Here is a 24,025-nt window from a genome sequence, read left to right as displayed (position 1 = left end):
TCGCTCCCGGTCGCGATCGAGGTACTTCGGCGTGGGCCGATATCGCGTGCCGCGTTGACCCATCGTCTGAATCTGTCGCAGGCGTCCCTGAGCCGTCTCACCGCCCCACTAGTCGAACAGGGGCTGCTGATCGACGTCGGAGAGCACAACGACGGTCGCGTAGGCCGCCCGCAACGCCTCCTCGACGTTGACCCGAACGCGCGTTCGTTCATAGGGATGAAACTGAGGGAAACAGAGTTGATCGCCGCTCGCACCAACCTGCGAGGAGAAGTCACCCAAATGCGCACGCAGCAACTCGCCAGCCGAGATCCGGATGCCGTCGTCTCTGTTATTGCAGAAATGATCGGCTGCTTCGCCGATGAATCTGCCATAGACGCAGTCGGCATCGGTCTGGGTGGTCTCGTGCTCTCGACGGGAACGGTTCGCCGGGCGCCTTTCTTGAACTGGACCGACGTCGACCTCGCAGGTATGGTCACGGCACGATCCGGCATCCCGACCCTTGTCGACAACGATGTCGCTGCATTCACCGAGTACGAGCACTGGTTCGGTCTCGGCAACGATGCACGCCGGTTCGCGGTGCTGACCCTCGGCGCCGGTCTGGGCTTCGGCCTGGTCAGCAACGACGAGTTCGTTCGAAACGAGGACTACGGTGCGGGAGCCATCGAGCACTGGCCCCTTCGCTCTGACGGCCCGGTGTGTCCGGTAGGCCATCGCGGTTGCTCCTCGGCGATGATCAGTTCGGATGCGATTGCGGCGCAGGCGACAATGGCTGTCGGTCGTCCGGTGAGCTTCGGGGAAGCGCTAGACCTCGCGTCGGCCCACGATGAACACGTCGAGCCGATTGTTCAGGCAGCCGGAGAAGCCCTGGGCATGCTTCTCGCCGCGGTGTGCAACCTCACCCTCCCAGAACGGATCATCCTGGGTGGCGAAGGGGTTCAGCTGGCGACGATCGCCTACGAGTCGATCGTTCGCACCCTTGCGAACTACCGAGACCCGCTGACCCACACGCCCCCCGTGCTGATCGCCTCGGGAGGGAACGCGGAGTGGTGCAGAGGAGCCGCCGTGCTGGCCATTCGGGAGTTCGTGCTTGGACGGTTGCTCACCCGGAATGTGTCGCGCACCGATTAGTGGCCGCTAGACGCCGGCGCCGCCAGCCGAGGACCCCAGTCCTCGACTCGGGCCTCTCTCGATCGAAACGCCGCTTTAGCATGGAACGAAGAAGAACCCCGTCTGGAGTGTCTCTCCGAACAGGGTTCTCGCGATCTTCTTATGGTGGAGCTGAGGGGATTCGAACCCCTGACCCCCTGCATGCCATGCAGGTGCGCTACCAACTGCGCCACAGCCCCGATCATGTCTCCGCCCGAGCTTTCGCACCGGGCCGAAACAACTTGCCTAGCTTACAACACGGATCCCGCCGAAGAAAAATCGGGACGCGGTTCGACAGCCCTCGGCGTCAGGCGCTGGCCTCTGTCGACGCGACCTCGATCGGAACGACCGGGCAGTCCTTCCAGAGGCGCTCGAGCGAGTAGTACATGCGGTCTTCTTCGTGGAACACGTGCACCACGAGGTCTCCGAAGTCAAGCAGTGCCCAGCGGCCCTCGGAGAGCCCCTCGCGGCGCAGGATCTTGATCCCCTGCTCGGCGAGGCTGTCGATGATCTCCTCACCGATTGCCACGACGTTGCGTTCGTTGCGGCCGGAGGCGAGGAAGAAGACGTCGGCAAGCGGAAGAGGGCCCGACACGTCGAGGGCGACGAGATCGGTCGCCTGCTTCGAATCGGCGGCCGAGGCCGCGATCTGGGTGAGCTCGATGGAGCGTGCTGAAGCTGTCAATTGAGTTTAGAAAATCCTGAAGACGAAGGCGGCGAGCAGAAGGCCCACGACACCGATCGCGAGAACACCCGCGGTGATCGCGAGGACGACGGGCACATTGGCCCTGCCCCGCTTGGGAGGAGCAACGAGGGCATTGTTCGACGCCCCCGTGCTGACCGCTCGGCTGGCGCTGACCGGAGCGACATCGTCGCCGCTCTGCTCGGTCTCGCCGATTTCAAGCAGTGCGTCGAGGTCTTTCGACTCGATGCCGGCCGCGGGCGCCCCGTTGGACCCCATGCTCGGGGGCAGGTCGATCGACCCGGTGATGATGACCTCTCCGGTCTCATCGAGGGCCGTGCCCATGTCTATGCTGCTCGGAACGGCGGGAAGCACGAGTGCGCTGGTCTGCGAGGAGTTGGTCGATCCGACCGTGCGCGACGAGATGAGGTCGTCGAACGAGGCATCGGCGTCGTCGACCGTGGCGGGCGGCTGCTCATCGGGAACGACGGCCGGCGGCTGAAAAATCGGGGCGAGGATCGGGCCGCTCGGAAGGGACTCGACCGTGATCTCGGTGACGGCGTCGCCGTCATCGGGATCGTCGTCGATCGGCACGTCGTCGATGACGAGTTCTTCGACGATCGGCTGGGACTCGGCCGCAACGGGTGCGAAGCTCGAGATCGGATCGAACGCGCCTCGCGCGCCCACAGGCGAGGGGGTCTGCTGCGAGTCGTCGCGCTCGAAACCGGGAGGGGTCTGGGCGGGCTCATCGACGACGACGGCGTCTTCGACGACCTCGGTCGCATCGGATGCCTGGGTCGCTTCAGCGGGCTGGTTCGCTTCGGATGCCGGGGTCGGGTCGATTTCTGGTTCGTCGACAGCAACCGGTTCGTCGACCGCGACGGACTCGTCGACCGCGACGGACTCGTCGACCGCGACGGCCTCGTCGACCGCGACGGCCTCGTCGACCGCGGCCGCCTCAGGAGTCGCGCTCGCCGCATTCGCGGCAGCGACACGCGCGGCCTCTTCGTGCACCTTTGCCGGGTCTTGCCGATCTTTCTTCGGCATGGTGCGCTCGAGTTCGCGCAACTGGCGCCGAGTCAGCGGCTGCTCGTCGGGAGACAACGTCATTCAATACTCCGATATAGATGGTGCTTGGTGATGTACTGTACGACACCGTCGGGTACCAAGTACCACACCGGAAATCCCCGGCCCACCCGGCCGCGTATGTCAGTGGACGATATCGCTAGAGCCGGAACTTCCAAATAGCTTACGTCTTCATGCGGCAAAGCGGAAATGGACAGGGGGTGTCCGGGCCGCGAAACCGCCACGAAGTGAGCCAGCGACCAGAGTTCAGGAGCGTTCTTCCACCCCAGAATCTGGGCGATGGCGTCGGCGCCTGAGATGAAGAACAGGTCGGCGTCGGGTCGCTGTTCGTGCAGGTCGCGAAGGGTGTCGATCGTGTAGGTGTCGCCGACGCGGTCGATGTCGACCCGGCTCACGGTGAACCGCGGGTTGGATGCGGTTGCGATGACCGTCATCAGATAGCGATGCTCGGCCGGGGTGACCACCTTCTTCTGCCAGGGCTGGCCGGTGGGAACGAACACCACCTCGTCGAGTTCGAACGACTGGGCCACCTCGCTGGCGGCCACGAGGTGCCCGTGGTGAATGGGGTCGAAGGTACCACCCATCACACCGATCCGGGCGCGCCGGACGTTCGAGGAGGTCACGTTGTTCGGTGCCTAGTGGTCTGCGCCGGTGCGGTCTGCGTGGCCGTGCGGGTCGTGGGTTGCCGCGTAGGCTGCCGACTTGCGCGGGTGACGATTGGCGACGTCGCGATAGCTCCACATGACCGCGGCGAGAGCGGCGAAGATGACCATGGCGATCAGTCCGAAGACGATGGCCGGAAACGGCAACTCGACGTGGGCCTCAGCTTCGGCCAACAGGCTGGTCACAACTGACATGGTTCTCTTTCGTCGTCGGCGGCGCGCAGGTAATAACGCGGTCGGTCAAGGATACCGCTACGAGCGCACCTGGCCGGCTCCCCGCACCAGCCACTTGGTGCTCGTGAGTTCGGGAAGACCCATCGGGCCGCGAGCGTGCAACTTCTGGGTCGAGATGCCGACCTCGGCCCCGAACCCGAACTCGCCGCCGTCTGTGAAGCGGGTCGAGGCGTTCACCATCACGGCGGCGGAGTCGACCTCCTGAAGAAACCGTTCGGCGTTCGCCAGGTCGTTGGTGATGATCGACTCGGTGTGGTGCGTCGAATACCGGCGGATGTGATCCATCGCCTCGTCGACGTCGGCGACGACCCGCACGGCGAGGTCGAGCGTCATGTACTCCGTGGCCCAGTCGTCGTCGGTCGCCTCGACCGCGTCGGAGAACAGGGCGCAGGTGCGCGCGTCGGCGTGAATCGTGACACCGGATGCCCGCAGCGCACCGAGCACCCCGGGGAGCAGTCGCTCGGCGGCTCCCTCGTGCACCAACAGGGTCTCGAGGGCGTTGCAGACGCTCGGACGCTGAACCTTGGAGTTGTGCACGATGGAGGTCGCCATCTCGAGGTCTGCACTGACATCGAGGAAGATGTGCACGATGCCGGCCCCGGTCTCGATGACCGGAACCGTCGATTCCGTGACGACGCTGTTGATGAGTGCCGCGCTGCCCCGGGGAATCAGCACGTCGATGTATCCGCGGGCCGTCATGAGCGCGGTGGCGCCCTCACGACCGAATTCGTCGATGGTCTGCGCCGCGTCACCGGGCAGTCCGACCGATTCGAGCGCGTGCTGGATGAGGTCGACGAGAACCCGGTTGGTGTTCTCTGCCGCGGATCCGCCCCGGAGCACCACCGCATTGCCGCTCTTGATGGCCAGGGCGGCGATGTCGATCGTGACGTTCGGCCGGGCCTCATAGATCGCACCCACGACGCCGAAGGGCACGCGCACCTGCTCGATGCGAACGCCGTTGGGAAGAGAGCGACCACGCACCGTCTCGCCCACGGGGTCGACCAGGACGACGAGGTCGAGGGTTGCCGAGGCAAGCGACTCGATGCGCGCGACATCGAGCGTGAGCCGGTCGAGGAGGCCCACGGCCAGGCCGTTCTCCCGCCCGTTCGCCAGGTCGAGGTCGTTGGCCTCGACGATGCGCGCGGCGTTCGCTCGCAACTGCTGCGCGATGGCCGACAGGGCGCCGTTCTTCACGTCGCTCGTCGCCCGGGCGAGGCTGCGCGCAGCCGTGCGCGCGGCATCCAGTCTGTCGGTGAACGTGCTGACGGCCAGTGTCGAAGAGGGCATAGCGCCCAGTTTACGGCTCTGGGGCCGCGTCGAACCAGGTTCCGACCGCTTCGCCCGCGAGAGCCTGCGCGGCCTGCGGCGTCGAGGTCAGGATGACCGCCGTGCCGGTGCTCGCGGCATAGCGTGCGGCCGACACCTTCGTCGTCGCGCCTCCCGTGCCGAGCCCCGTTCCGACGTCGCCGACGACGACGCCGTCGAGCTCATCGCCGTAAGGCACGTGCGAGATCAGGATGGCGCCGGGCTCGAGGGGCGGGCGCGTGTAGAGGGCGTCGACATCGGAGAGCAGCACCAGCAGGTCGGCCTGCACCAGTTCGGCCACCAGCGACGCGAGCCTGTCGTTGTCGCCGAACCGGATCTCGTGCGTGGCGACCGTATCGTTCTCGTTCACGATCGGCAGGATGCGCAGGCCGAGCAGGCGCTCCATGGCGCGTTGCGCGTTCGAGCGCGGCGTGGGGTTCTCGAGGTCTCCCGCGGTGAGCAGCACCTGCCCCGCGACGATGTCGAAGCGGTCGAGGCTGTCTTGATAGCGGTAGATGAGCACGTTCTGGCCCACTGCCGCAGCCGCCTGCTGGGTCGCGAGGTCGGTGGGCCGCGAGTCGAGCTGCAGGTAGGGCATGCCCGTGGCAATGGCGCCCGACGACACGAGCATGATCTCGACGCCGCGCCGGTGGGCCGTGGCGAGCGCGTCGACCAGCGGGGCGATCTGCCCGGCGTTGTCGCCGGAGATCGACGACGAACCCACTTTCACGACGATGCGTCTCGCGCGCTCGATGTCGCCGCGATCGGCGAGCCGGACGCGGGTCACTCCTCGGCCGCGCTGTCTTCGCGCCAGAGCCCCGCCTCTTTCTCGCGCACGAGCTCGGCCCGGGCCTCGGCCTTGGCGTCCATGCGCTCGAAGTATTCTTCGCGGCGCTGGTTGCTGGTGCGGCGGCCGTCTTTGAGCAGTCGGGGATCGAGACCGCGCGGGGCGGTGACGAGCTCGGCCGTCGAGGTCATCGTGGGCTCCCAGTCGAACACGACGCCGTTGTCGAGTCCGATGATGACGGTCGAACCCGCCTGGGCGCCCTTCTTGAACAGCTGGTCTTCGACACCGAGCTTCGCCAGGCGGTCGGCGAGAAAGCCGATGGCCTCTTCGTTCGTGAAGTCTGTCTGCTGCACCCAGCGCTCGGGCTTCGTGCCCAGCACGCGGTAGATGTTTCCACCCGAGCCGCCTTCGACGCGCACGGTGAACCCGGCCTCGTCGACGGCACGGGGACGCATGACGAGACGCGGCTTCGGCGGCGCGTCGATGAGCGCCTGCCTGCCGTCTTCGACGAGCTGACCCAGGGCGAACGAGAGGGGCCGAAGGCCCTCGTGGCTCGCGGTCGAGATCTCGAAGACCCGGTAGCCGCGGGCCTCGAGCTCGGGCGTGACGAAGTCGGCGAGTTCGCGCCCCTCCGGCACGTCGATCTTGTTCAGCGCGATCAATTGCGGGCGCTCTAGCAGCGGAATCTGCCCATCGGGAACGGGATAGGCGGCGAGTTCGGCGAGGATGATATCGAGGTCGGAGATGGGATCGCGACCGGGCTCGAGCGTGGCGCAGTCGAGCACGTGCAGCAGTGCGGTGCAGCGTTCGACGTGGCGCAGAAACTCGAGGCCCAGGCCCTTGCCTTCGCTCGCACCCTCGATGAGACCGGGAACGTCGGCGATCGTGTAGCGGGTCTCCCCCGCCTGCACGACGCCGAGGTTGGGGTGCAGCGTGGTGAACGGATAGTCGGCGATCTTGGGCTTGGCGGCCGAGAGCGCGGCGACGAGACTCGACTTGCCGGCAGACGGGTAGCCGACGAGGGCGACATCGGCCACGACCTTCAGCTCGAGGCGCACGTCGCCTTCGAAGCCCAGCGTTCCGAGCAGCGCGAAGCCCGGAGCCTTGCGTTTGGTGTTCGACAGGGCGGCGTTTCCGAGGCCGCCCTGGCCGGCTTCGGCGATGACGACGCGCATGCCGGGGTCGGTCATGTCGGCGAGCTCGGTGCCATCGATGTCTTTGACCAGCGTTCCGATCGGAACGCTCAGCACGAGTTCGTCGGCATTGGTGCCGCTGCGATGGTCGCCCATGCCGGGGCCGCCGTTCTCGCTGCGACGGTGCGGCGAGCGGTGAAAGCCGAGAAGGGTGGTGACGCCGGGGTCGGCGACGAGCACGATGTCGCCGCCGTTGCCGCCCGTTCCGCCGTCGGGGCCGGCAAGGGGCTTGAACTTCTCGCGCTTGACCGACACGCAGCCGTTGCCGCCGTTGCCCGCGCGGAGGTGGAGTGTCACATGGTCAACAAACGTCGCCATCTGCTCTCCTAACGTTGAAACAATTCTTTGAGTGAAAATGAGAATGGCAGGAGCGGGCCGAAGCCCGCCCCTGCCATCTGTGTCCGTGAGGAGAGTGCTACTCGCCTGCCACGATGTTGATGACCTTGCGGCCGCCCTTGTGCCCGAACTCGACCGAACCTGCGGCGAGAGCGAACAGGGTGTCGTCGCCGCCACGGCCGACGTTGACGCCGGGGTGGAAGTGGGTGCCGCGCTGGCGGACGATGATCTCGCCCGCTCCGACGACCTGGCCACCGAAGCGCTTGACGCCCAGACGCTGTGCGTTGGAGTCACGACCGTTGCGAGTGGAACTCGCGCCCTTTTTATGTGCCATTAGCTCTTCCTGCCCTACTTGATTCCGGTGACCTTGACGCGGGTCAGGTCTTGACGATGACCCTGGCGTTTCTTGTACCCGGTCTTGTTCTTGAACTTCTGGATGACAATCTTCGGGCCACGGAGGTCTTCGAGGACCTCGGCGGTGACGGTGACCTGGGCGAGCGATGCGGCGTCGGAGGTGATCTTGTCACCGTCGACGAGCAGCACGGCGGCCAACTCGATGTTGCCGTCTTTGTCGGCCTTGATGCGGTCGAGGGTGACGATCGTGCCGACCTCTACCTTTTCTTGCCGACCACCGGCGCGCACAACTGCGTAAACCACTTCAGTACCTATTCTCTAGAGAGCGAATTGCCCACAAAACTCGATTGACACGCGGGCTGAGCCAAGCGCGCGCCAACGGACAACTTTACGTCAAGCTCGTGCACCGGTCAAACTCGGAGCACAGTGATGAGCGCCTTTGCCCGAGGGTTCGGTCGGGGTCTTTGCGCTTTCGACAGCATAACAGCCCGCGGCCCGGACTAGGGCCAGGTGACGTGAGAGCCCACGAGCGTGCGCACGACCGCGCCGCTCGACCGGTCGACGATCGAGGTCGCGGTCTCGGCATCGGAGCGCGCGGCAACCGCGATCGCCAGGTACTGCGCATTCGGAGACTGGGTAAGGGAGACTATTCGCGCATCCGAAGAGCCCGTGTCGAAGACGACAGTCGACCCGCTGCTCGCTGCCCGCACGACCCCCTGCCGTGGCGGGCCATCCGGGTCGTCGAGCGTCGCGATCGAGACGGTCGACGATCCGTCGGGCCCGAGGAGGGGAAGTCCGATCGAGGTCGCCCCCGCGGGAAGGACGGCCACGAGCGGCGTCACCTCGCCCGAGAGGAGATCGAGCACATAAGCCGCTCCCTGCTCGCCGATGACGGACTGCGTTCCGGCGGGGGCGACCTCGCCGAGACTGTCGAAGTCGCCGATGACCGCGCCCTGCTGCAGGGCGGAGTCGTAGATCGACAGCACGCCATCGGCGGTGGTCTCGATCAGCGTGCTGTCGGGAATGAATTCCCACTGCTCGACCCGCAGGGCCTCGCCGATCTCCGTGCCGGGGAGGGTGAAGGAGGCATGCTTGGCGAGCAGGTCGAACAGCAGCAGGGTGTCGGAGTAGCCGAGCGCCGGGTCTTCGCTGGTGAACCGAAAACCGAGCATCGCCTGTTTCACCGACGACCCGAGCTGGGTGATCGTTCCCCGCGCCGGCAGCGGCAGAGTCTCGACCGCGGTCTGGCCGGGCACGACCAGCACGAGCTGAGACATCCCATCGTCGGCCGCTGACGAGACCGCGAGGCTCGACCCCACGACGGCGAAATCCTGGATGTTCGGGGCCGAGTACACGACGTCGCGCGCCGTGCCCGAGACCGTGGTGCGCACGATCGCGTCGTCGGCCCGGCCCGTCGCATCCGGTGTGCCCGGCTGCAGGTAGTAGACCGGCGGCGAGCCCGTGGTGAAGGCGTACTCAAACGTCGAGTCGGCATCCTGGAACGGGCTCGTGACCCGGGACACCGACACCACGTAGTCGGTGTCGTAGAGCAGCCGTTGGTCGAACGTGACCGAGAGGGTGCTGCCATCGGTGGCCACCCGCAGGGGAACGCCCGGCGAGATGCTGACCTGGTCTGCATCGATCTCGGCCAGGGCTTCGTTCGAGTGCATCAGCAGCCTCTGCTGGGCGAGCTGCACCACGCTGTCTGTGTCGATGTCGGCGCGGGCGAGACGGGGGCCCTGACCGAGGGTCAGAACGGCGAGGCCCGCACAGACCACCACCAGCACCGTGATCATGACCGCGAGGATGCGGCCGAACGGCGCGCGTCGGCCGGGCGCCTCGACGTGCGACTCAGTAGACACGTGCGACTCAGTAGACATAGGGATCGTTCGGCTCGTCGACCTCGGAGACCTGCTGGGGCACGAGCACCATCGGCTGGCGGCTCTTCACGCTCGGGTTCAGGTCGAACGCCCCGGTCACCTCGACCCAGTCGTCGAGGGCCAGCGACTGTTTCCAGTCCGGCTGGTACACGGCGACCCCCACGGGCTGTGCGTCTGCCGCACAGCACGTCACGAAGAAGCGCGTCACGAAGAACACGTTCTGCGGGTCGTCGGGGTCGGCGCTGATGAAGCCCGTGAGCGTGGCCGGGCTGCCGGCGATGCCCTGCAGGTCGGTGCTCTGGCGCAGCGCCGTCGCCCACTCCTTGACCCCGAAGTCGGCCGTGTCGCCGGTGGCCTGCTGCGCCCCCGCGCCCACGACCGTGCCACCGTTCACGCTGCGTTGGTCGGCCGTGGCCGAAGTGAGCGTCGCGGGAGGCAGCAGGATCAGCGAACCCGCACCGAACACGCAGAGCACGACGACGACGATCGACAGCGCACGGCGCCACGCACGACGACCGACTCCGCCGTCGGCCACCTCGTCGGCCGGCACACGCACGATGAAACTGGCCACGACCACCACGATGCCCACGACTGCGGCGACGACGGTGAAGGCGAAATAGCGCGGATGCACGTAGAGCCCCAGGCCGCCGTCGAGCCAGAGCCAGACGGTGGCGACGCAGGCGGCGAGGGTGAGCAGCACGCCGATCCAACGCTGCCTCACGCCGTCACACAAGAACGTTCACCGCCAGGCCCAGTGCCGCGGCCATCAGCCCGACGAGAACGGAGACCTGCACGAGCGTCTTCGTCGTGAAGGTCGTGCGCATCAGCGCCAGCATCTTCACGTCGATCATCGGACCGAACGTCAAAAACGAGACGATGGCGCCCGTGGAGAAGATTCCTCCGAACGACAAAATGAAGAAGGCGTCGACGTTGGAGCAGACCGACACTACGAAGGCGAGGGCCATCAACGCCAGCACCGACCAGACGGGGTTGCTTCCGAGCGCCACAAGCACGTCGCGCGGCACGATGGTCTGGATGCCGCCGGCCACGAGCGAGCCGACGATCAACGCGGGCATGATTCCCGTGGTCTCCCGCACGAACATCGCGAGGCTCCGCGCGGGGCGCGAGCCGGTCTCCTGGTGCGCCACGGCGCACTCCCGGGCGAAGCCCGGCGTCAGCAGGGCATCCGGATTGGGGTGCCGGGAGTAGAGCCAGCCGATCGTGTTCGCGATGACGAATCCGCCCACGAGTCGGGCGACCAGGACGATCGGGTCGCCCGCGAAAGCCTGCTGGGTCGTGATGATCGTGATCGGGTTGAGGATGGGGGCCGCGAGCAGAAAGGTCAGGGACTCGGGCACCGTGAAGCCGCGAATGATGAGGCCGCGAGCCAGGGGCACGTTGCCGCACTCGCAGACCGGGAGAAGCATGCCGATGAGCGAGATGCAGGCCCGGCGAGCCAGGGGGCTCTTCGGCAGGATGCGATCGAAGAATCCCGCGGGGAGCCAGACCTGCACGATCACCGCCAGCACGATGCCCAGCAGAACGAAGGGCAGCGACTCGACGATGACGCTGATCGAGAGCGTGATGAAATCCTGCATGCGGTTCGGCAGGCTCCATCCGAGCCCCGGCACCAGCGCACGCACGACGAAGAGGGCGACGACGATGCCGACGCCCGCACCGATGCGCACGAGCAGGCCACGGCCCGTCACCGACGCCGAATGGGTGTGCCCGTCGTGGGCGTCGTGACTCTCGTGCTCGGCGTGCTTCTGGTGGTCGAGCCGGGGAGAAGTCACGGAACACAAGAGTACAAGTCTTGTCGAGCAGCCGACGCTGTGAAGCGCCGCGCAGCCGTACACTCACAATCATGACCGTGCTGATCGACTGGCCCAGCTGGCCCGCCCACGACACCGTCTGGGGCCACCTCGTCAGCGACTCGTCGCTCGACGAATTGCACGACTTCGCCCGCGCGGCCGGTCTGCCCCGGCGCAGCTTCGATCTCGACCACTACGACGTGCCCATGTCGAAACACGCCGACCTGGTGGCCGCGGGAGCGCTTCCCGTGAGCTACCGCGACCTCGTGCGCAGGCTCGAGCGCAGCGGGTTGCGCGTCAAAGGCCGCGACCGCCCCGGTTCGGGGCGATAGCGGCCCCTGATCTTGGGCTACTGCTGCTCGGGCGTCGGAGCCGACAGTGCTGCCGTGCTCACCCGTCGGCTGCGCGAGCGGCCCTGCCCCGGCTGCTTCGGCTCGGGCAGAGCACCGAGCACGGAATCGAGGAGCACCTCGGCATCGTGGTTCGAGATGCGACGCTGCGCGCCATGCGCCTTCGCGACCGGGATGTCGAGGATTTCGATGGCCGGCAGCTCGATGACCGCCGGCGCACCGACCGTCGGAGCTGCAACAATCTCGGACGCGTTCGGTGCGTCGCCGACCTCGACCACGGGCGTGGCCTGACGCGCACGGCGGCTTCCCTTGCGGCCGCGTGTCGAAGTGGGCGCCTCGGATGCCGCGGCATCCGGTGCTGCCTGCGTGCTTTCGACGCCCGCAGCCGTCTCGGCGGGTGTCTCGGCAATCGACTGTGAGGCGGCCTTGGCTGCGCCGGACTGCTCCTCGGTGATGACGCTCACCGCACCCGTGTGGGTCGCGATGGTCGACGCCGCGATCTTCGCGAGTGCGTTTTTCGCGTCGTCGGTTATTCCGTGGGGCTTGGTGGCGGGGACGCCCTGCGACGAGGAGGCGCTGCTCGAGAAGCCGTTGCCGTTGCTCGACGAGCCGCTTCCATTGCCGTTGCCGCCATTGCCATTGCCGCCAGTGCCGTTGCTGCGGCCCGAGCGGCGACGCTCCTGCTGCGGCGCGCTCGACGACGCGGGCGCACTGCCGGTTCCGCGGTGCTTGACGACGGGGTCGTGGTGCACGATGACGCCGCGGCCGGCGCAGACCTCGCAGGGCTCGCTGAACGACTCGAGCAGACCGAGACCCAGCTTCTTGCGGGTCATCTGCACGAGGCCCAGCGAAGTGACCTCGGCGACCTGGTGCTTGGTGCGGTCGCGGCTGAGGCATTCGACCATGCGGCGAAGAACCAGGTCGCGGTTCGTTTCGAGCACCATGTCGATGAAGTCGACCACGATGATGCCGCCGATATCGCGCAGGCGCAGCTGTCGCACGATCTCCTCGGCGGCCTCGAGGTTGTTCTTCGTGACGGTCTCCTCGAGGTTTCCGCCCGAGCCCACGAACTTGCCGGTGTTGACGTCGACGACGGTCATGGCCTCGGTGCGGTCGATCACGAGGGATCCGCCCGACGGCAGCCAGACCTTGCGGTCGAGAGCCTTCTCGATCTGCTCCGAGACGCGGAACTCGTCGAAGGCATCGCGGTCGCCCTCGTATCGCTCGACCCGGTCGAGCAGATCGGGAGCGACCTGGCCGAGGTAGGTCTCGATCGTGGCGCGCGCGTCGTCGCCCGAGATGACGAGTCGCTGGAAGTCTTCATTGAAGACGTCGCGCACGATCTTGATGAGCAGGTCGGGCTCGGAGTGCAGAAGAGCGGGCGACTGCTGTTTCTGCACGGCGGCCGAGATGTCGGACCACTGAGTGGTGAGGCGGCTCACATCGAGGGTCAGCTGCTCTTCTGTGGCGCCCTCCGAGGCCGTGCGCACGATCACGCCGACGTTCTCGGGCAGCACCTCTTTCAGGATCTTCTTGAGGCGCGAGCGCTCCACGTCGGGAAGCTTGCGTGAGATGCCGTTCATCGATCCGTTCGGCACGTAGACCAGGTAGCGGCCGGGAAGCGAGATCTGGCTGGTCAGGCGCGCGCCCTTGTGACCGACGGGGTCTTTCGTGACCTGCACCAAGACGGTTGCACCGGGCTTCAGCGCCAACTCGATCTTGCGTGCCTGGTTGCCGCCGTTCGGGTTCTCCGCCGCTGCGGCCTCCTAGTCGACCTCGCCCGAGTACAGCACCGCGTTGCGACCGCGCCCGATGTCGACGAACGCCGCCTCCATGCTGGGGAGGACGTTCTGCACCTTGCCCAGGTACACGTTGCCGATCAGCGAGGCGTCCTGCGCCTTGGCGACGTAGTGCTCGACCAGCACGCCGTCTTCGAGCACGCCGATCTGGATCTTGTCGTCTTTGGCACGCACGACCATGACGCGGTCGACGGATTCGCGGCGGGCGAGGAACTCGGCCTCGGTCACGACAGGGCGACGGCGGCCCGCATCCCGACCGTCGCGACGGCGCTGCTTCTTGGCTTCGAGGCGCGTCGAGCCCTTGATTCGCTGGGGCTCGGTGATGAGTTCGGGTTCGGGGCGCGGCGTGCGCACCTTGACGACCGTATTGGCCGGGTCGTTGTCGCCGGGCCGGCTGTCTTCGCCCGAGCGTCGACGAGAACGACGCCGCACAGAGGTGTCGGGGCGCTCGTCGTCGTCGCCACGCTCATCGTCGTCGTCGTCGTCGCGAGGAGGCAGCGGCTGGATGTCGGGGGCCTGGAAGATCAGCGACGTGGTCGGCCGCAGCAGTGGCGCCTGAACGCGCGCCTCAGGCTGCGTCGTGGGCTCGAGGGGCGCGAGCCCCGGGTGCTCCTCGTCGAATGGCGACACGACGGCGGGTGACACGACGGGTGACACCACGCCGGTGGATGCGACGGCCGGGGACTGCCGCAGCGGCTCCGCCTCTGAAGGCGCGACCGTCGGGTCGTCGACCGCGGGCACCTCGACGGCTTTCTTCGCCGACTTGCGACCCCCGAAGAGGCGTTTGCGTGGGCCTGATCCTGTGTTCGATGAACCTGTGTTGTTGTTGTCTTCCACCATTGCTGGTGCACTCCTTGCCGAGCCGGTGGCCGCGCCACCCGTCGGTACTCTCCAGAGCGAGCCCTTCGCGTGAACGAAGATCTCGCCAATCCTTTACACGGGCAGCCGGCGACTTCTGGCTCTGGCTGCCTTTACGTGTACTTCTTCTGTGACTGTACTTCTGTGTTCGGACGATGCATGCACCCACTGTGGTTGCACCTGCTTTCGTTCCGACAAGCCTTCTGTGGCGTTCCCCCGGACGCGGCCAGGAGCACTGACGCCAATTATCGCATGCATTCTCAGAATGCGTATTTAGCGCTGTGCGATAATCCGACCGTGGTGGATACGACGGTCAAGACGAGAAGACCCTTCATTTTCGCGATCTTCCTGATCGTGGCCGGCGTCGTCGGATGGATCGCCGCCTTCGACCTCACCCGCGAGAAGATCGAGACGCTTGCCAATCCCGACTACAACCCGAGCTGCGACATCTCGCCGCTCGTGCAGTGCGGCGCGAACATGAATAGCGCGCAAGGCTCGTTGTTCGGGTTTCCCAACCCGATCATCGGCGTCGCCGCGTTCATCGCGCCGATCATCGTCGGCGTCGCGATCCTCGCCGGAGCCCGCTTCGCATCCTGGTTCTGGATCGGCTTCAATGCGGGGCTCCTGGCCGGTATCGTCTTCGTCGCCTGGCTCATCTCGCAGAGCATCTTCGTTCTGGGAACCCTCTGTCCCTACTGCATGGTCGTGTGGACCGTCATGATCCCGATGTTCTTCTATGTGACCGTCTTCAATCTGAAAGAGGGCCACTTCGGCAACTCGGGCGCGTCGCGGCAGATCTTTGCCCGCATTTACCCGTTCACCTGGATTCTCGTGCTGCTCGGCTACCTCGTCATCGTCGTGATGGCGCAATTGCGCCTCGACGCCATCACGACGATCATTCTCTACAGCTGATCAGCCGAACCAGATGGCGAGTTCGCGCTGCGCGGACTCGGGCGAGTCGCTGCCGTGCACGAGATTCTGCTGAACCTTCAGCCCCCAGTCGCGCCCGAGGTCGCCGCGAATCGTGCCCGGCGCGGCCGTCGTGGGGTCGGTCGTGCCCGCGAGTGAGCGGAAGCCTTCGATGACGCGGTTGCCCGCGACGCGGATCGCGACGATGGGGCCGGACTCCATGAACTCGAGGAGCGGCTCATAGAACGGCTTGCCTTCGTGCTCCGCGTAGTGGGCCGCGAGCAGGCTGCGCTCGGGTTCGATGAGCTTGATGTCGACGAGCTGGTAGCCCTTGCCTTCGATGCGGGAGAGGATCTCCCCCGTGAGGTTGCGGGCCACGCCGTCGGGCTTGATGAGTACGAGGGATTCTTCGCTCGTGATGGTCACAGGGGTGTCCTTCCAGACAGGGGAAACGTACGGTTTCACTGTAGCGAGCGTCGATGACGCATCAGGGTTGAACGGCCGCCGCAGCGGCTTTCTCGCGGTCGATCCGTGCTCCGACGACCATGCAGTACGTCCACAGGCCCACGAACAGCACGCCGACGATCCACATCACCGGCACGAGGAAGGCGGATGCAATGATCGCCGCCTGCAGCACCCAGCCGAAGGCGTAGCCCCAGCGAAAGCGCAGCAGCCCCGCGCCGGCGACCAGCGCGACGCACAAGAGCGCTCCCCCACCGAGGGAGGGAAGAGGCGGCAGAGCCTTGAGCCCGAACGCGACGAGTGCGGCGAGGAACATCACGACGCTCTCGAAGCCGAGCACGATCGAGCCCAGCGAGCGGCGCACAGACGAGACCCTGGCCGGTCGCGGCGGCTGGGCCTGCGGGTTCTGGATGTCGGTCACGGCTTCCATTTCTCGGCCGCGGCCAGGGTGATGGCCTCGCCCACGAGCGTGATCGACCCGGTCACCAGCACGGCGCCGCGTTGGGCCTCGTCGGCGCTGTCGCGGGCCACCTCCATGGCGCGCTCGAACTCGGGTTCGACGGCGACACGGTCGCGTCCGACGATGCCGACGACGATCGCCGCCAGGGAATCCGCATCGATGGCCCGCTCGCTCGGCGCATCCGTGACGACGAAGTCGGTGACGACCGGCTCGAGGGCACGAACGATGCCCTCGACGTCTTTGTCGGCGAGGATGCCGAGCACCGCGACCACCTTGTCGAAGGTGAAGTATTCGGTGATCGCCACGGCGAGAGCCTCGGCGCCGCCGGGGTTGTGCGCGGCGTCGACCAGCACGGTGGGCTCGATGCCGACCAGCTGCAGCCGACCGGGCGACGTGACGGTGGCGAAGCCCTCATTCACCACGTCGACCGCGAGCTCGTGCGTTCCGCCGCCGAGGAACGACTCCACCGCGGCCACGGCCACCGCCGCGTTCTGCGCCTGGTGCGCGCCGTAGAGCGGCAGGAAGAGATCGGAGTAGGTGCCCGCGAGTCCCTGGATCGACACGACCTGACCGCCGACGCCGACTGCGCTGGAGAGCAGGCGGAACGCATCTCCCTGCACGGCGAGGCTCGACTCTGTGAGCTCGACCGCGCGCTGGAGTTCGGCGAGCGCCCCGGCGGGCTGCAATGCGGTGACCACGTGCGAGACGGGTTTGATGATGCCCGACTTCGTGCGGGCTATCTCCTCCACCGTGTTGCCGAGGCGGTTGGTGTGATCGAGCGAGATCGGGGTGAGGACGGCCACCTGGCCGTCGGCGACATTCGTCGAATCCCACTCGCCGCCCATGCCGACCTCGATCACCGCGACATCGACCGGGGCATCGGCGAACGATGCGAACGCCAGAACCGAGAGGGCCTCGAAGAAGGTGATGCGCGGCTCGCCCACCGTCTCGAGCTCGCCGTCGACGATCTGCACGAACGGCTCGATGTCGGCCCAGTTCGCCGCGAGCGCCTCGTTGCTGATGGGCTCGCCGTCGATGACGATGCGCTCGTTGAGACGCTCGAGGTGGGGGCTCGTGAAGAGGCCGGTGCGCAGGCCGTATGCCCGGAGGATGCTTTCCGTGATGCGGCTGGTGCTGGTCTTGCCGTTCGTGCCCGTGATGTGAATGACGGGATAGGCGCGCTGGGGATCGCCGAGCAGCTCGACGACTCGACGGGTCGCCGACAGCCGCGGCTGGGGGGCCGCCTCGCCGAGGCGCTCGAGCAACGCGGCGTAGACGGCGTCGCCCGCCGCGACGAACTCGTCGGGATCGGTATCGTCGAGCGGGCCGATGTAGCCCGACTTCTCGGGATCGGGCGATTCAAAATCAGACATTGCGGATTCCTGACTGTCGGCTCACCGCGACGATGACGTCTTCGGTGTTCGCGTATTTGGCGCCGTTGATGCGAACGACGTGCTCGGGGGCGGTGGCCACCGCGTTGCCGATCCACTCGGCCACCAGATCATCACGGTACCCGTCGAGGCCGGGGGTGTCACGGGGTCCCGAGATGGTGAACGCCGTGGCGAGGGTCTCCCCCGCGATATCGACAGTCGAGGCGTGACGCAGCGCGTCGGCATCGGCGTCGGCGAAGAACACGAGGTCGAGCACGATCCTGTCGCTCACCTCGAAGCCGGCCGACTTGCGGGCATCCTGCACGGCGCGGATCATGTCCCGCGCCAGGCCCTCTGCCTCGAGCTCGGAAGTCATCGCGGTGTCGAGCAGGGCGAATCCGCCGCCCGGCAGCAGCGCGAGGGCCGCGTGGGAGCCGTCGCCGGCATCCTGCGTCTCGAGCACGAGCTCGTATTCGCCGTCGACCAGGTCGATGCCTCCGGCGGTCACCACCCCGTTGCTCTCCGACCAGTCGCCTCGGCGGGCGGCCGTGATGACCTGCTGCACCTGCTTGCCGAGGCGCGGGCCGGCCGCGCGGGCGTTCACCGTGAGCTTCGACGTGATGCCGAACTCGAGGGCGCTGTTCGCCTGCTGCTCGACCAGGGTGACGGTCTTGACGTTGAGCTCGTCGGCGAGGATGCCCTCGAACGGGCGCAGCGCCTCGACGTTGGAACTCACGATGGTGAGGTTGGCGAGCGGAAGCCGCACCCGGAGGCCGCTCTGCTTGCGCAGCGACAGCACGGTCGATGAGATCTCGCGCACCTGGTCCATGGCGTGCACGAGCGCAGGGTCGGCGGGAAAGAGGTTCTCGTCGGGCCAGTCGGTGAGATGCACACTGCGCTCTCCGGTGAGTCCCTTCCAGATGCGCTCGGAGATGAGTGGCAGCAGCGGGGCGGCGACCCGGGTGACCGTCTCGAGCACCGTGAAGAGGGTGTCGAAGGCGGCGGTGTCGATGCCCGACCAGAAGCGGTCGCGGCTGCGACGCACGTACCAGTTGGTGAGCACGTCGGCGAAGTCGCGCAGCTTGGCCGTGGCGAGCGTCGAATCGAACGCATCGAGGTCGGCGGCCACGTCGTGGATGAGCTCGCGCGTCTTGGCCAGCAGGTAGCGATCGAGCACGTCGGTGGAATCGGTGCGCAGCTGGGCGTCGTACCCCGACTCGCCCGCGGTGTTGGCGTAGAGGGTGAAGAAGTAATACGTGCTCCAGAGCGGCAGCAGCACCTGCCTCGTGGCCTCGCGGATGGCCTCCTCTGTGACGACGAGGTTGCCGCCGCGCAGAACGGGCGAACTCATGAGGAACCAGCGCATCGCATCCGAGCCGTCGCGGTCGAGCACCTCGGAGACGTCGGGGTAGTTGCGCAGGCTCTTCGACATCTTCTGCCCGTCGCTGCCGAGCACGATGCCGTGGCTCACGACGTTGCGGAAGGCCGGGCGGTCGAACAGGGCGGTCGAGAGGGTGTGCAGCGTGTAGAACCAGCCGCGGGTCTGCCCGATGTACTCCACGATGAAGTCGGCCGGGTTGTGGTCGGCGAACCACTGCTGGTTCTCGAACGGATAGTGCACCTGGGCGAACGGCATCGATCCCGAGTCGAACCACACGTCGAGCACGTCGTCGATGCGGCGCATCGTGGACCGCCCGGTGGGGTCGTCGGGGTTGGGGCGGGTGAGCTCGTCGATGTAGGGGCGATGCAGGTCGGTGGGCCTCACCCCGAAATCGGCCTCCAGCTCGTCGAGCGAGCCGTAGACATCCACCCGCGGGTATTCGGGATTGTCGCTCTTCCAGACCGGGATGGGCGATCCCCAGTAGCGGTTGCGCGAAATCGACCAGTCGCGAGCGTTCGACACCCACTTGCCGAACTGTCCGTCTTTCACGTTCTCGGGAATCCAGTTGATCTCCTGGTTCAGCGTCTCCATGCGGTCGCGGAACTCGGTGACGCGCACGAACCAACTCGAGACCGCCTTGTAGATCAGCGGGTTGCGGCAGCGCCAGCAGTGCGGGTAGGAGTGCTCGTAGCTGGCCTGGCGCAGCAGGCGCCCGTTGGCGCGCAGCAGCTGCGTGAGCGGCTTGTTCGCGTCGAAGACCTGCAGGCCCGCGACGTCGGGAACGCTCGGCAGGAAACGCGCGCCCTCATCGACCGAGATCACGACAGGGATGCCCGCGGCCTCGCAGATCTTCTGGTCCTCCTCACCGTAGGCGGGGGCCTGGTGCACGATGCCCGTTCCGTCGGTGGTCGACACGTAGTCGGCCACGAGGATGCGCCACGCGTTCTGCGTTTTCCACGTGTCGGTGTCGGCGTAGTAGTCCCAGAGCCGGTCGTAGGTCACGCCCTCGAGCTCGGCGCCCAGGTGGGTGCGGGAGACGGCGGCGATGGCCTCGTCGGCCGATTCGTAGCCCAGGTCTTTCGCGTAGTTGCCCACCAGGTCGCTCGCGATGAGGTACTCGTGCGACTCTCCCTCGAGCCTGTCTTCGTGCACATCGGCCGCCCCGAGAGGGCCGCCGGGCACAACGGCGTATGAGATGCTGGGGCCGACCGCGAGCGCGAGGTTGGTCGGCAGGGTCCAGGGCGTCGTGGTCCAGGCCAGTGCGCGAACCGCCGTGAGCCCGAGGGCCTCGGCCTTCACGCCGGTGAGCGGGAACGTGACGGTGACCGTCTGGTCCTGGCGCATCGTGTAGACGTCGTCGTCCATGCGCAGCTCGTGGTTCGACAGAGGCGTCTCGTCGTGCCAGCAGTACGGCAGCACCCGGAAGCCCTCGTAGGCGAGGCCCTTCGTGTGCAGCTGCTTGAACGCCCAGATGACACTCTCCATGAACGTGATGTCGAGTGTCTTGTAGTCGTTCTCGAAGTCGACCCAGCGCGCCTGCCGGGTCACATACTGCTGCCATTCGCCGGTGTAGCGCAGCACGGAATCGCGGGACGCCTGGTTGAAGACCCCGATGCCCATGCCTTCGATCTGGCTCTTCTCGGTGATGCCGAGCTGGCGCATCGCCTCGAGCTCGGCCGGCAGTCCGTGGGTGTCCCAACCGAAGCGGCGCTCGACTTTCTTGCCGCGCATGGTCTGAAAGCGCGGGAAGAGGTCTTTGGCGTAGCCGGTGAGCAGGTGCCCGTAGTGGGGCAGGCCGTTCGCGAAGGGCGGGCCGTCGTAGAAGACCCACTCGTCGGCATCCGCTCGGTTCTCGATCGACGCGCGGAATGTGTCGTCGGCCTTCCAGAAGCCGAGTACCTCTTCTTCGATCGCCGGAAAGTTCGGGCTCGGCGTGATGGCGGGCGCCGCGTGGCGGTGCTGCTGTTCTGCGCTCGACGTCTGCGCGTCGCGTGACGGGGTCTCTTCGGAAGCTTTGGGGTACGACATGGTTCTCCTGGACGGGCTTTCTCGTTGCCTGTTCCACGAGGACGCCTGGTACGGAAACGCTCCGACCCGCGTGGTACCACCTCGCTTGCCGCTCGAAGATGTGCCCCTCGACCGACCGCTTGTTCTTTGGCTGTGACGGGCCAGACCCGTTCGGCTCTACTCGGCCCGCTCGCGCGTGCCTTTCTTCCGAAGACTCACCGGTGATTGCCGGATCACTGTCATGCTGTGCTCGATTCTACCCGACGCTCGGCGCGCTGCGCCGCGTTCAGGGCATGCGCGGCACGGCTGCGACCAGCGTGCGTGTGAACGGATGCTGCGGGTGCCGGAACACCTCGCCTGTCGCGCCGCGCTCGACGATGCGGCCGTCCTTCATCACGAGCACCTCGTCGCACAGCTGCGCGACCACGGCGAGGTCGTGCGACACGAAGACCAGCGCGACTTTACGATCTCGGCGAAGGGTTGCGAGAAGCTCGATGATCGTCGCCTGGATCGACACGTCCAAGGCAGAAACCGGCTCGTCGCAGACCAGGATGCGCGGCTCGGATGCGAGTGCCCGGGCGATCGCCACGCGCTGCCTTTGACCGCCCGAGAGCTCGTGCGGGCGCCTGCCTTCGAGCGCCGCATCCAGGCCCACGCTGTCGAGCAGGTTGTGGATGCGCGTGGCCCGGTTGCCGGCAGACATGCCGCGAGCGCCGCCGCGCAGCCCCTCGGTCACGATGCGCGACACCGTGTACCGGGGATCGAACGAGCCGAGCGGATCCTGACTGATGTACTGGACGTCGCCGCGCCGGGCTCGACGCCGCCGTTCCGGCACTCCGCTCCACGGCAGCCCGTCGAGGGTCACAGAACCCCGGTCGGGCTCGTCGAAACCGAGGAGCAGGCGGGCAAGGGTCGTCTTGCCCGACCCGGATTCGCCGACGACACCGATCGACGCACCGGCACCCACCTCGAATGAGACGTCGTCGACGGCAGTGCGGATGCGCCCGGCGGGGCGACGGAAGTCGCGTCCGAGCCCCCGTGCCTCGAGGATGACCCGGGTCTCGGCAGGGTCGGTCGACATCGCGGCACCCGCCGTGACGACATCGACAGGTGACGATGAAGCGGTGGGCAGCTTCGGTGCCGCGGCCAGCAGCATTCTCGTGTACTCATGCTGCGGATTCGACAGCACCTCGGCGGTGGTGCCTTCTTCCACGATGCGCCCGTTGCGCATCACGGCTACCCTGTCGGCTATACCGGCGACGACTGCCAGATCGTGGCTGATCACGATGAGCCCCAGCCCATCTCTGCGGAGCGCGGACAACAGACCGAGCACCTGGGCCTGCACCGTGACGTCGAGCGCCGTCGTCGGCTCGTCGGCGATGAGGATGCCCGGCTCGCCGGCGAGCGCCGATGCGATCAGGGCGCGCTGCCGCAGTCCACCCGACAGCTCGTGCGGGTACTGCCGCGCCCGCTCTGAAGGCTCCGGCACGGCGACCCGGCCCAGCAGCGCGGTGACCGTCTCGTCTAGGCCGGCCCGCAGCATCCGCTCACCCGAACCCGGTGCGCCGTGGATCTCGAGCGCCTCGGCGACCTCGCGCCCGACCCGGCGCAGCGGGTCGAGTGAGACCAGGGCATCCTGGCTGACCAAGCCCACGCGGGCACCGCGGAGACGCCGCCACTCGGCCTCGGAGTTGAGCCGGGCATCCACGCCGTCGATCAGCAATTCGTCGGAACTCACGGTTGCGCCGTCGGGAAGCAGGCCGACGAGCGCCCGGGCGGTCAGCGTCTTTCCCGAACCCGACTCCCCCACGATGGCCAGGCATTCTCCCGCCGAGACCGCGAGCGATACGGAATCGACGACGACCGCCTGGCCGAAGCGCACGGTCAGCCCCGCCACGCGTATGACCTGCCGGGAATCCGTCATGGTCGCCTCCCCTCGCCTGCCCGGCGCAGGCGTCGCCCGACCACGGTCGCCGAGACGACTGTCGCCGTGATCAGTAGGCCGGGAAAGAATGCCACCCACCACGCCTGGGCCAGCAGGTTGCGTCCGCCCGAGAGCAGCAGCCCCCACTCGGGAGTCGGATCCTGCGGGCCCAACCCGAGAAAGCTGAGGCCTGCCGCGGCGACGATCGTCGTTCCGATGCCGATGGTGGCGATGACGCCCAGCGGCCGCAGCGTATTCGGCGCGACGTGAGCGATGGCGACCCGCAGGGGGTGCACTCCGAGGCCGCGGGCCGCCTCCACGTATCCCGATCGGCGCACGACGAGCGTCTCGGCCCGCGCGACCCGGATGTAGGCGGGCAGCGCCGCGACCCCGACCGCCGTGGCCACGTTCACGGGACCCGGGCCGAGAACCGCGATGGCGAAGAGGGCGATGAGGAACTCAGGGAAGGCGAGGAGGATCTCGACGCCGCGCATCGCTATGCCGTCGACGAACCGGGGAGCGAGCCCCACGAGTGTGCCGACCACGACGCCCAGAACCAGGGCCGCCGCGGTTGCGCCCGCGCCGACGCCCAGCGAATACGAGGCGCCGTAGACGACGCGGGTGAACACGTCGCGCCCGGTCTGGTCGGTGCCGAACGGGTGGCCCCAGCCCGGAGGCTGCAGCACCCGGGAGGTATCGGTGGCCAACGGATCGAGGGGAGTGAAGACCCAGGGGGCGACGGCCATCACCGTGACCACGACGAGAAGGAGCACCGAAGCGACCAGGCCGACCCGGCGGCCCGACAGAGCCCTCATCGCGCGCCCCGAATGGCGGTGGTCGGCGCGCTGATACGCGGATCGATCGCCCGGTAGGCCAGGTCGACGACGAGATTGACCAGCACGAAGACGATCGCCGTGAACACGATGATGCCCATCACCACCGGCAGGTCGCGGTTGGTGATCGCGGCGAGCGCCACGCGGCCGAGGCCCGGGCGAGCGAACACCGACTCCACGACGACGGCGCCTCCGA

General features: G+C 67.1%; 22 protein-coding genes, 1 tRNA gene and 1 pseudogene. 3 read left to right on the top strand and 21 right to left on the bottom strand.

The window, feature by feature from the left end; all coding sequences use genetic code 11:
- The first annotated feature begins 216 nt into the window (after positions 1-216).
- The gene (locus tag ACE5CZ_RS00120; protein WP_374945319.1) at positions 217-1,128 is read left to right on the top strand and encodes an ROK family protein; all 912 of its coding nucleotides are present in this window, start codon (positions 217-219) and stop codon (positions 1,126-1,128) included.
- A gap of 142 nt (positions 1,129-1,270) precedes the next feature.
- Here the strand turns inward: ACE5CZ_RS00120 and ACE5CZ_RS00115 are convergent.
- The 13 genes from ACE5CZ_RS00115 to ACE5CZ_RS00055 all read right to left on the bottom strand — a co-directional run bounded on the left by ACE5CZ_RS00115 (position 1,271) and on the right by ACE5CZ_RS00055 (position 11,458).
- Positions 1,271-1,346 (bottom strand) — tRNA-Ala (locus ACE5CZ_RS00115).
- Positions 1,347-1,453: 107 nt separating this feature from the next.
- Entirely contained in the window at positions 1,454-1,831 is a 378-nt protein-coding gene (gene rsfS, locus ACE5CZ_RS00110; RefSeq protein ID WP_374945318.1) for a ribosome silencing factor, read from the bottom strand.
- Positions 1,832-1,837: 6 nt separating this feature from the next.
- Positions 1,838-2,938, bottom strand: a complete 1,101-nt coding sequence (locus ACE5CZ_RS00105) for a hypothetical protein (RefSeq protein WP_374945317.1) — start codon at positions 2,936-2,938, stop codon at positions 1,838-1,840.
- Positions 2,935-3,537: a nicotinate-nucleotide adenylyltransferase gene (gene nadD, locus ACE5CZ_RS00100; RefSeq protein WP_374945316.1), complete on the bottom strand. Its 603-nt coding sequence runs from the start codon at positions 3,535-3,537 to the stop codon at positions 2,935-2,937. Before nadD ends, ACE5CZ_RS00105 begins: the two co-directional genes overlap by 4 nt.
- Positions 3,538-3,549: 12 nt before the next feature.
- Positions 3,550-3,771: a hypothetical protein gene (locus ACE5CZ_RS00095; RefSeq protein ID WP_374945315.1), complete on the bottom strand. Its 222-nt coding sequence runs from the start codon at positions 3,769-3,771 to the stop codon at positions 3,550-3,552.
- A gap of 57 nt (positions 3,772-3,828) precedes the next feature.
- Positions 3,829-5,097 carry a glutamate-5-semialdehyde dehydrogenase gene (locus ACE5CZ_RS00090; protein WP_374945314.1) on the bottom strand — a complete coding sequence of 423 codons (1,269 nt, stop codon included), beginning with the start codon at positions 5,095-5,097 and terminating at the stop codon, positions 3,829-3,831.
- Between the two features lie 10 nt (positions 5,098-5,107).
- Complete coding sequence (proB, locus tag ACE5CZ_RS00085; RefSeq protein ID WP_374945313.1) at positions 5,108-5,902, bottom strand: glutamate 5-kinase; 795 nt, start codon at positions 5,900-5,902, stop codon at positions 5,108-5,110.
- Positions 5,899-7,413, bottom strand: a complete 1,515-nt coding sequence (obgE, locus tag ACE5CZ_RS00080) for a GTPase ObgE (RefSeq protein ID WP_374945312.1) — start codon at positions 7,411-7,413, stop codon at positions 5,899-5,901. Before obgE ends, proB begins: the two co-directional genes overlap by 4 nt.
- 97 nt (positions 7,414-7,510) lie before the next feature.
- Entirely contained in the window at positions 7,511-7,765 is a 255-nt protein-coding gene (rpmA, locus tag ACE5CZ_RS00075) for a 50S ribosomal protein L27 (protein ID WP_044442950.1), read from the bottom strand.
- Positions 7,766-7,779: 14 nt separating this feature from the next.
- Positions 7,780-8,088 carry a 50S ribosomal protein L21 gene (gene rplU / locus ACE5CZ_RS00070; protein ID WP_374945311.1) on the bottom strand — a complete coding sequence of 103 codons (309 nt, stop codon included), beginning with the start codon at positions 8,086-8,088 and terminating at the stop codon, positions 7,780-7,782.
- Between the two features lie 197 nt (positions 8,089-8,285).
- Positions 8,286-9,647 carry a hypothetical protein gene (locus ACE5CZ_RS00065; RefSeq protein WP_374945310.1) on the bottom strand — a complete coding sequence of 454 codons (1,362 nt, stop codon included), beginning with the start codon at positions 9,645-9,647 and terminating at the stop codon, positions 8,286-8,288.
- Between the two features lie 7 nt (positions 9,648-9,654).
- The gene (locus ACE5CZ_RS00060) at positions 9,655-10,386 is read right to left on the bottom strand and encodes a TIGR03943 family protein (protein WP_374945309.1); all 732 of its coding nucleotides are present in this window, start codon (positions 10,384-10,386) and stop codon (positions 9,655-9,657) included.
- A gap of 4 nt (positions 10,387-10,390) precedes the next feature.
- Positions 10,391-11,458 carry a permease gene (locus tag ACE5CZ_RS00055; RefSeq protein WP_374945308.1) on the bottom strand — a complete coding sequence of 356 codons (1,068 nt, stop codon included), beginning with the start codon at positions 11,456-11,458 and terminating at the stop codon, positions 10,391-10,393.
- 71 nt (positions 11,459-11,529) lie between these two features.
- On the opposite strand from ACE5CZ_RS00055, the gene ACE5CZ_RS00050 reads away from it, so the two are divergent.
- Positions 11,530-11,808 carry a DUF4031 domain-containing protein gene (locus tag ACE5CZ_RS00050; protein ID WP_374945307.1) on the top strand — a complete coding sequence of 93 codons (279 nt, stop codon included), beginning with the start codon at positions 11,530-11,532 and terminating at the stop codon, positions 11,806-11,808.
- Between the two features lie 17 nt (positions 11,809-11,825).
- Here ACE5CZ_RS00050 and ACE5CZ_RS00045 read toward each other — a convergent pair.
- Positions 11,826-14,465 (bottom strand): annotated as a pseudogene (locus ACE5CZ_RS00045) (Rne/Rng family ribonuclease).
- Between the two features lie 315 nt (positions 14,466-14,780).
- Between ACE5CZ_RS00045 and ACE5CZ_RS00040 the strand changes: the two are divergent.
- Complete coding sequence (locus ACE5CZ_RS00040) at positions 14,781-15,395, top strand: vitamin K epoxide reductase family protein (RefSeq protein ID WP_374945306.1); 615 nt, start codon at positions 14,781-14,783, stop codon at positions 15,393-15,395.
- On the opposite strand, the gene ndk is transcribed toward ACE5CZ_RS00040, so the two are convergent.
- The 7 genes from ndk to ACE5CZ_RS00005 all read right to left on the bottom strand — a co-directional run.
- Positions 15,396-15,812, bottom strand: a complete 417-nt coding sequence (gene ndk / locus ACE5CZ_RS00035; RefSeq protein ID WP_374945334.1) for a nucleoside-diphosphate kinase — start codon at positions 15,810-15,812, stop codon at positions 15,396-15,398. It abuts the gene before it with no gap.
- A 67-nt stretch (positions 15,813-15,879) separates the two neighbouring features.
- Entirely contained in the window at positions 15,880-16,275 is a 396-nt protein-coding gene (locus ACE5CZ_RS00030; protein WP_374945305.1) for a DUF4233 domain-containing protein, read from the bottom strand.
- Positions 16,272-17,687 (bottom strand): bifunctional folylpolyglutamate synthase/dihydrofolate synthase, encoded by a 1,416-nt coding sequence (locus tag ACE5CZ_RS00025; protein ID WP_374945304.1) that lies wholly within the window; start codon positions 17,685-17,687, stop codon positions 16,272-16,274. The genes ACE5CZ_RS00030 and ACE5CZ_RS00025 overlap by 4 nt, the downstream gene beginning before the upstream one ends.
- Positions 17,680-21,093: an isoleucine--tRNA ligase gene (gene ileS / locus ACE5CZ_RS00020; protein WP_374945303.1), complete on the bottom strand. Its 3,414-nt coding sequence runs from the start codon at positions 21,091-21,093 to the stop codon at positions 17,680-17,682. Before ileS ends, ACE5CZ_RS00025 begins: the two co-directional genes overlap by 8 nt.
- A gap of 265 nt (positions 21,094-21,358) precedes the next feature.
- Positions 21,359-22,996 (bottom strand): dipeptide ABC transporter ATP-binding protein, encoded by a 1,638-nt coding sequence (locus ACE5CZ_RS00015; protein WP_374945302.1) that lies wholly within the window; start codon positions 22,994-22,996, stop codon positions 21,359-21,361.
- Positions 22,993-23,811, bottom strand: a complete 819-nt coding sequence (locus ACE5CZ_RS00010) for an ABC transporter permease (RefSeq protein WP_374945301.1) — start codon at positions 23,809-23,811, stop codon at positions 22,993-22,995. Before ACE5CZ_RS00010 ends, ACE5CZ_RS00015 begins: the two co-directional genes overlap by 4 nt.
- The coding region (locus ACE5CZ_RS00005) for an ABC transporter permease subunit (RefSeq protein ID WP_374945300.1) at positions 23,808-24,025 on the bottom strand (218 nt) is incomplete at its 5' end. The genes ACE5CZ_RS00010 and ACE5CZ_RS00005, both read right to left, overlap by 4 nt.

It is taken from the genome of Agreia sp. (assembly GCF_964263775.1).
Lineage (GTDB): Bacteria > Actinomycetota > Actinomycetes > Actinomycetales > Microbacteriaceae > Agreia.
This window is presented reverse-complemented; position numbering and strand designations above follow the sequence as displayed.